General features: G+C 73.5%; 3 protein-coding genes. 2 read left to right on the forward strand and 1 reads right to left on the reverse strand.

What is annotated here, in order from left to right; translation table 11 throughout:
- The coding region (locus H5J29_RS30355; protein WP_181784384.1) for a SidA/IucD/PvdA family monooxygenase at window positions 1-719 on the forward strand (719 nt) is incomplete at its 5' end.
- 73 nt (window positions 720-792) lie between these two features.
- On the forward strand, window positions 793-1,392 hold the full coding sequence (locus tag H5J29_RS30360) for a cysteine hydrolase family protein (RefSeq protein ID WP_181784385.1): 600 nt from the start codon (window positions 793-795) through the stop codon (window positions 1,390-1,392).
- A gap of 87 nt (window positions 1,393-1,479) precedes the next feature.
- Here the strand turns inward: H5J29_RS30360 and H5J29_RS30365 are convergent.
- Window positions 1,480-2,070: pyridoxal phosphate-dependent decarboxylase family protein (locus H5J29_RS30365; protein WP_246394489.1), on the reverse strand; the 591-nt coding region annotated here is incomplete at its 5' end.

Here is a 2,070-nt window from a genome sequence, read left to right on the forward strand (position 1 = left end):
TCGCCGTCGTCGGGGCGGGCCAGAGCGCGGCCGAGACCGTGGACTACCTGCACCGGACCTTCCCCGAGGCCGAGGTGCACGCGGTGTTCGCGCGCTACGGCTACAGCCCGGCGGACGACAGCGCCTTCGCCAACCGGATCTTCGACCCCGCCGCGGTGGACGACTTCTTCGACGCCCCCGACGCCGTCAAGGCGATGATCATGAGCTACCACGGCAACACCAACTACTCCGTGGTCGACCCGGAGCTGATCACCGAGCTGTACCGGCGGCACTACCACGAGCGGGTCGCGGGCCGGGAGCGGCTGCACTTCCACAACGTCTCCCGGGTGGCGGACGTCGTGGACTCCGGCGACCGCGTCGAGCTGGCGGTGGAGTCGCTGATCGACGGGAACCGCGAGGTCGTCACCGCCGACCTGGTCGTCTACGCGACGGGGTACCGCTCGACCGACCCGCTCTGGCTGCTCGACCCGGCCCTCGCCGCGGCCTGCGTCCGGGACGAGGCGGGCCGAGCCTCCGTCGCGCGGGACTACCGTCTGGTCACCGGCCCGACCCCGGCGGGCACGCCGGTCGAGGTCGGGTTCTACGTGCAGGGCGCCACGGAGCACACCCACGGCATCACCTCGACATTGCTGTCGACGGTCGCGGTGCGGGCCGGGGAGATCGCGGACGCGCTGGCCGGGCTCGGCACCCGGCCCGTGGCGGAGGCCGCCCTGACCTGACGGACGGTCCCGCGCCCCACCCGTCGGGTCTACGGTCGGAGGTGCTCGGGCCGACGACGCGAGGAGCACCCGAATGTCCGACCTGACCACCCTGCGTGCCGTGAGCGGACTGCCCGCGGAGCCCTCCGCGCTGTCCGCCTCGACCCTGGTCCTGATCGACTGCCAGCAGACCTACACCCAGGGGCTGATGGAGCTCGAGGGCGTGCAGGCCGCCCTCGACCAGGCCGAGGAGCTGCTGGACCGCGCCCGCAGCGCCGGGATCCCGATCGTGCACGTGCAGCACGACGCGGGCCCCGGCTCGCCGTACGACGTGCGGGGCGAGAGCGGCGCGATCGTGGCGCGGGTGGCGCCGCGGGAGGGCGAGTCGACGGTGGTGAAGAACTACCCGAACTCCTTCACCCAGACCGAGCTGGACACGATCCTGCGGCAGCACCCCGACCGCCCGTTGGTGCTCGCGGGGTTCATGACCCACATGTGCGTGAACTCCACGGCGCGGGGGGCGTTCAGCCTGGGCTACGCCCCGACCGTCGTCGGCGGCGCGACGGCGACCCGCGCGCTGCCCGGCACCGGCGGCGGCCCCGAGGTATCCGCCGCGGCCCTGCAGGCCGCCAGCCTCGCCGCCATCGCCGACCTCTTCGGCGTGGTCGTGGCGGACCAGTCCGAGATCTCCTGAGCGGATGTCCGACTCGCGCGTCGGAATGTCGGGACTCGCGGGACGTTTCCGCGAGTCCCTACATCTCGACGCGCGAGTCGGACATCGTCAGCTCGGGACGAGGAGGGCCCAGAGCTCGTCGACGTCCGCCAGCGTGGTGGTGAGGGAGCCGACGGCCACGCGGATCGCGTAGTGCCCCTCGACCGTGGTGTGGGTGAGGAAGGCCCGGCCGCCCGCGTTGACCCGCTCCAGCAGGGCGCGGGTCGCGGCGTCGTCGGGCTCGCCCGCGGCGTCGAGGACGTGCAGGCAGACCAGGGCCAACGAGGGGGTCGCGGCGAGGGCCAGCCCGGGGTGGTCGCGGACCCGTGCCGCGAGGTTCTCGGCGAGCGCCACGTGGGTGCGGATCATCCCGCGCAGCCCGTCCAGACCCATGCCCTGCAGCACCGCCCACAGCTTGAGCGCCCGGAAGCGGCGGCCCAGCGGGACCTGCCAGTCCCGGTAGTCGACGACCTCGCCCGAGTCGGTCGCGCTGTTGCGCAGGTACTCCGGGGTGATGGACAGCGCCGCGGGCAGGGCGTCGCCCGCCCGGACCCAGAGGAACGACGCGTCGAACGCGGTGCCGAGCCACTTGTGGGCGTCCGTGCAGACCGAGTCGGCGAGCTCCGCCCCGTCGAGCAGCGGCCGGAACTCCGGGCAGAG

Source organism: Pseudonocardia pini (assembly GCF_013870575.1).
In the GTDB taxonomy this organism is placed as follows: domain Bacteria; phylum Actinomycetota; class Actinomycetes; order Mycobacteriales; family Pseudonocardiaceae; genus Pseudonocardia; species Pseudonocardia pini.